Annotated in this window: 3 protein-coding genes and 1 pseudogene; 3 read left to right on the top strand and 1 reads right to left on the bottom strand. The window is 48.3% G+C overall.

What is annotated here, in order from left to right:
- The 3 genes and pseudogenes from C9J03_RS27180 to C9J03_RS14695 all read left to right on the top strand — a co-directional run.
- A pseudogene (locus C9J03_RS27180) lies at nt 1-91 on the top strand (group II intron maturase-specific domain-containing protein); the annotation flags it as partial.
- A gap of 166 nt (nt 92-257) precedes the next feature.
- On the top strand, nt 258-1,016 hold the full coding sequence (locus C9J03_RS14705; RefSeq protein WP_044622786.1) for a Nif3-like dinuclear metal center hexameric protein: 759 nt from the start codon (nt 258-260) through the stop codon (nt 1,014-1,016).
- A 448-nt stretch (nt 1,017-1,464) separates the two neighbouring features.
- Entirely contained in the window at nt 1,465-4,218 is a 2,754-nt protein-coding gene (locus tag C9J03_RS14695; protein ID WP_044622788.1) for a cation-translocating P-type ATPase, read from the top strand.
- A gap of 282 nt (nt 4,219-4,500) precedes the next feature.
- On the opposite strand, the gene C9J03_RS14690 is transcribed toward C9J03_RS14695, so the two are convergent.
- Complete coding sequence (locus C9J03_RS14690) at nt 4,501-5,790, bottom strand: citrate synthase (protein ID WP_039463342.1); 1,290 nt, start codon at nt 5,788-5,790, stop codon at nt 4,501-4,503.
- Nucleotides 5,791-6,023 lie beyond the last annotated feature (233 nt).

Raw genomic sequence — 6,023 nt, 5'->3', positions numbered from 1 at the left:
GATGGGCATGTACTCATTGAGAGATGGGTATGAGTCACTGAAAATATATTCGGAACCGCCGTATGCGACCCACGCTTGTACGGTGGTGTGAGAGGACGGAGGCCGTGAGGCCTCCTCCTACTCGATTAATCTCCAAGCATCTTGAAGTTACTTGGGGGTTAGATTTCTAAACAGTTCTGGTGATAGGCACAGGAAAAGGTCAACAGCGACTGGATATTGGGTATAGAATATCGCTATCGAGGAGAAGGAAATAGACGATGAACAATATCCAATTAGAATCAGTGCTCAATGAGTTGCTTAGCCCGCACCTAATCAAAGATTACTGCCCGAACGGTTTGCAGGTTGAAGGTAAGTCTGAGGTCAAGAAAATCATTACAGGGGTAACGGCCTGCCAGGCATTGATTGACCGGGCAATCGAAGAGCAAGCCGATGCGCTGCTGGTTCATCATGGTTTTTTCTGGAAGGGCGAGGCAGCAGAAATTCGCGGCATGAAATATCGTCGTATCAAGGCCCTTATTGAGAGTGGTATCAATTTGTATGCCTACCACCTGCCATTGGATGTCCATCCAACATTAGGTAATAACGCCAAGCTGGCTGAGTTACTCGATATTGAAGTGCTTGGTGGTTTAGAAGAGGGTAACCCGAACTCTGTCGCCATTTATGGCCAATTGGCCCAGCCATTGAGTGGTGAGGAGCTGGCCGCGAGGCTTTCCATTGCCTTACACCGTGAGCCGTTGCATATTGGCGATCATGCGCCAAAAGAAATTAAAACCTTGGGATGGTGTACTGGTGGAGGCCAGGACTTTATAGAATTAGCAGCAAATAAAGGTTTGGATGCATTTATTTCTGGAGAAATTTCCGAAAGAACAGTTCATATTTCCCGAGAATTAGGTATTCATTATTTTAGTGCAGGCCACCATGCGACCGAGCGTTATGGAATTAAATCTTTAGGCGAGTATTTGGCCGATAAACATAATTTTGATGTTATGTTTATTGATGTAGATAACCCGGTTTAACGCGTTTTTAACCAAAATAATGGCAATAAAAGGCTTAATGTTAGCGCATTAAGCCTTTTATTTTGTGTTGTAAAATTTCATAATTCGATATTTCGGAGGTATTGTTTCTGTTAGATCTGGGTCTAATTCACACTTTGTTTCAACTTTTTGCTGGGATATCGGCCACATTCGGTTTGGATTTTGATAATTGTCAAAGATTCATCCTGAATCTTGGTGCGGCCTAGCGAAATATAATTACAACCAACCAATTTATCGGTTAATTTAAATTTACTCGTTGTAATGAACTCGAATACTTTATTCAGAAAGTATTCAGGGATGTGACAAAAATTAATTGGCATGATGCCTTTAATAACGAGTTTTAAATTACTTTGACCTATTCAGCGAATGCTTTTTATCAGTTTGAAATTGTACTGATGTCGACTGAATGTATTTAATTGGAGATTCCCCCATGACTAAAAAGTGGTTTACCGAAACGGTTGCCAGTACTGTGTCCAATTTGGGTACGTCAACCGAGAATGGTTTATCTTCTGAAGAAGTGAAAAAGCGTCAGGAGCAGTTTGGCTCTAATGAGCTGCAGGAGCAGGCCGGCAAAACGGTACTGGAACTGCTGGCGCATCAGTTCAAGAATCCATTGATCTTCATCCTAGGGATTGGTGCGATTGTTTCCTTCTTCACTGGTCACTTGATTGATGCCGTAGCTATCGGTGTCATCATTGTCATCAACGTGGTGATCGCTTTCTGGCAGGAATTCAAAGCCCAGAAAGGGATGGAAGCATTGCGCGACATGGCTGCCCCTATGGCGCAGGTCCGTCGTAATGGTGAATGGGTAGATATCCCAGCGCGTGAGATTGTACCGGGTGATGTGCTTAAAATAAGCACTGGTGACATTCTTGCTGCTGATGTGCGTATCATTGAAGCGAACCGTCTGTCTATCGATGAAGCCGCTCTGACCGGTGAGTCTGAGCCGGTTAACAAGAAAGCCGATGCCCTGGAAGATGGGCACATCGGTCTTGGCGATCAGAAGAACATGGGCTTTATGACCACCATGGTCACTTCAGGTACAGGCCTGGGTATCGTTGTCGGTACCGGTATGCAGACCGAAGTGGGCCACATTGCCGACATGATGGCAAACACCGAAGAAACCAAGACCCCGATGCAAGAGCGTATGGACCTGATCGCCAAATCGCTCATGGTTGTCGCGTTGGGCGTAGTAGCGGTAGTTTGTGTGATCGGCCTTTACCACGGTATGCCGTGGCTTGAAATTCTGAATACGGGTATTTCACTGTCTGTGGCGGCAATTCCTGAAGGTCTGCCTACGGTTGTGACTATCGTTTTGACCATGGGTTCAACCCGCATGGTTAAGAGTAACGCACTGGCTAAGCAGCTAGCGGCGATTGAAACACTCGGTTCAACAACGGTGATCTGCTCAGATAAGACAGGTACCCTAACCCAGAACCAGATGCAGGTGATGAAAGCTTACGATGCGTCTGGCCGTTACTGGGAAGTGAGCGGTAAAGGTTTCTCTCCTGAGGGCGAGTTCAAGCCGCTATCGCACAGCACTGACGCTAAAGACAGCCCAGAGATGATGAAAGGCCTGGTTGTTGCGACGCTGTGTAATGATTCTGAATACATCCAGGACGGTGACAAGTCGACAGTACGCGGTAACCCAACCGAAGGCGCATTGATTGTTGCTGCAGCGAAAGCAGGGCTACAGCAGGCTGAAATGCTGTCAAGCGGCGGCTACTCAATCGTTGAGAAGTTCCCGTTCGATTCTGGACGCAAGATGGCCTCGGTTATCGTGAAAGACCTACAGGGTAAGCACTTCCTTGCTATCAAGGGTGCACCAGATGTGGTTCTGCGCAATGCGTCAGGCTTCATGGTTAACGGTGAAGTTGTTGCTCACCAGCCAACCTCAATGGAAGGTAACCTTGCGGTAGCGGCCAACCCAGCAGAAGAGATGGTTGTTAGCTACGAAGCGGCTATTCAGGATTTCGCCGAGCAGGCACTACGTACCCTAGCAGTCGGTTTCCGTGAGCTGTCTGAGGACGACCTCAAGCGTGACCACACCGAACTTGAGCAGGATGTGACGATCCTTGGCTTGTACGGCATCATGGATCCACCGCGCCCTGAAGTACGCGCAGCGGTAGATAGCTGTTACGATGCGGGTGTTCGTACGGTCATGATCACCGGTGACCACGCACTAACGGCAGCAGCTATCGCTCGTGACATCGGTATTATCCGTAGCGAGGAAGACCTCGTAGTTACGGGTAGCCAGCTAGATGACATGGACGATGAAGAACTGCGTCGTATCTGTCCGAACGTTGCCGTATTTGCCCGTGTAACGCCAGAGCATAAGCTACGTATCGTACAGGCTCAGCAGTACAACAACGAAGTCGCTGCAATGACAGGTGACGGGGTGAACGATGCACCAGCACTTCGCCGTGCAGACATCGGTGTGGCGATGGGTATCACTGGTACTTCTGTTGCTAAAGATTCAGGTGATCTGATCCTGCTGGATGACAACTTCAGCACGATTGTTAAAGCGGTACGCCAGGGGCGTCAGATCTTCGATAACCTGCGTAAGTTCATCCGCCAGGCCCTGACTGCCAACGTCGGTGAAGTATCGGTAATCCTGTTTGCTTTCCTGTTCATGGGTCCAGAAGTTGCCCTGCCGCTGACACCACTAATGATTCTATGGATCAACCTGGTATCAGATGGTCTGCCTGCACTGGCGCTGGGTGTTGACCCAGAAGAGAAAGACCTGATGGAGCGTAAACCGCGCAAGCGTAACGAGAGCTTCTTCAGCGACCACCTAGGTACCCGTATCGTTATCCGTGGTCTAGCACAGGGGGGAATGAGCTTCCTGGCATTCAACTGGGCGATGAACGCAGGCCTAAGTGCTAACTACGCACAGACAATGGCCTTTGCAATGCTAGTGTTCTGTCAGCTATGGCACATCTTTGATTCACGCTCGTTCAGCACGCTGTTCCGCAAGAACCCATTCACCAACAAATCACTGTTGGGTGCGGTAGCGCTGTCTGCAACGCTGTCTCTGGGGGTGATTTACACCGGCGTTGGCCAGTTCATCTTCAGCACAGAAGGTCTGTCTGGTAGCCACCTAATCACGGTGTTCTTGGCCGCATCACTGCCAACGCTGGTTCTATCTGGCTTGAAAGAAGTAACCAAGATCAAGTTTGTTTAATTACAAACAGCTGATAAATAGAAAATAAAAAGGGCCTTCGGGCCCTTTTGTTGTTTAAAGCAGAGACGAGATTAAGAGCGATCCTCGTTCCTAGGAAAAGATTAAAAGCGGAAAGCTAAAATACAGTGCGCTAGTCCTTAGATTTAATCTTTAGAGTCTAGCTTTTGCTCTTTGCTCTTTGCTCTTTGCTCTTTGTTCTTTCTAGGAACTAGGATCCAGTTACTAGGTCCCGTTGTTTAAAACAAAAAGGGCCCGAAGGCCCTTTCATTTAACGAACTGTGATTATTCGCGTTCATGCAGCGGTTTGAACTCGCGCTGGTTGTAACCGGTGTACAACTGACGAGGGCGGCCGATACGGTTGCCCGGATCGTTGTGCATTTCGTTCCAGTGGGCAATCCAACCGATGGTACGGGACATAGCGAAAATAACCGTAAACATAGAAACCGGGATACCGATAGCCTTCAGGATGATACCTGAGTAGAAATCGACATTCGGGTACAGTTTCTTCTCGATAAAGTACTCATCAGATAGGGCAATACGTTCCAGCTCCATCGCAACATCCAGCAGCGGATCCTGAATGTTCAGTTCCTGAAGTACCTCGTGGCAAGCTTCGCGCATTACTGTCGCACGCGGGTCGTAGTTCTTGTAGACACGGTGGCCAAAGCCCATCAGACGGAATGGATCATCCTTGTCTTTCGCACGCTCAACGTACTCTGGGATCTTATCAACACTGCCAATCTCTTCCAGCATCTTCAAGCAGGCTTCGTTAGCACCACCGTGTGCAGGGCCCCACAGTGACGCGATACCTGCCGCAATACAGGCAAATGGATTAGCGCCTGATGAACCGGCTAGACGTACAGTCGAGGTCGACGCATTTTGCTCGTGGTCAGCGTGCAGGGTGAAAATCTTGTCCATGGCACGGGCAACCACAGGGCTGACGTCGTACTCTTCACACGGCGTTGCAAACATCATATGCAAGAAGTTCTCTGCATAGTCCAGATCATTGCGTGGGAAGATAAATGGCTGACCGATAGAGTACTTGTAACACATTGCTGCTAGTGTCGGCATTTTCGACAATAGGCGGAACGCAGTGATCTCACGGTGGGTATCATTATTGATATCCAGTGAATCATGGTAGAACGCAGCAAGTGCACCTACCACGCCACACATAACAGCCATTGGGTGAGCATCACGGCGGAAGCCGTGGAAGAAGCTTGAGATCTGCTCATGCACCATGGTATGACGAGTGACTGTGGTACGGAATGTTTCGTACTGCTCGCGGGTCGGAACCTCACCGTAAAGAAGGATGTAACACACTTCCAAATAGTCGGCATTATTGGCCAATTGGTCAATCGGGTATCCGCGGTGAAGCAGAATACCTTTATCACCATCAATGTAAGTAATTTGAGATTCACAAGATGCAGTGGCTAGAAAACCAGGGTCGAATGTAAAATAACCGTTAGCTCCAAGCTTACGTACATCAATTACTTCAGGCCCTTCAGTGCCCCCGATAATCGGCAGTTCGACGGGTGCTTTCCCTTCAATGTGAAGAGTAGCTTTCTTGTCTGCCATAACAATCTCCTTTGTTTTTTATAATCCTAATCCAAGGCGGATGTACATTTGTTGTACCGATCAGAAGCCCAAATGTCAATTTTTGTGCTTGCTTGTGTGCGCTTGTTAATAAGTTTAGGTAAAAAGATGCAAATTTCTAAAAGCGTGTTAGAGGCCATGTAACCGGGTTTGTAATTGATTGTTGCGCGGCGTATACTCGCGGCAGGTCTCTGGTTCTGCCGCCGCCAGACGCA

Origin of the sequence: Photobacterium gaetbulicola (genome assembly GCF_003025515.1) — a bacterium.
GTDB classification, from domain to species: Bacteria; Pseudomonadota; Gammaproteobacteria; order Enterobacterales; family Vibrionaceae; genus Photobacterium; species Photobacterium gaetbulicola.
This window is presented reverse-complemented; position numbering and strand designations above follow the sequence as displayed.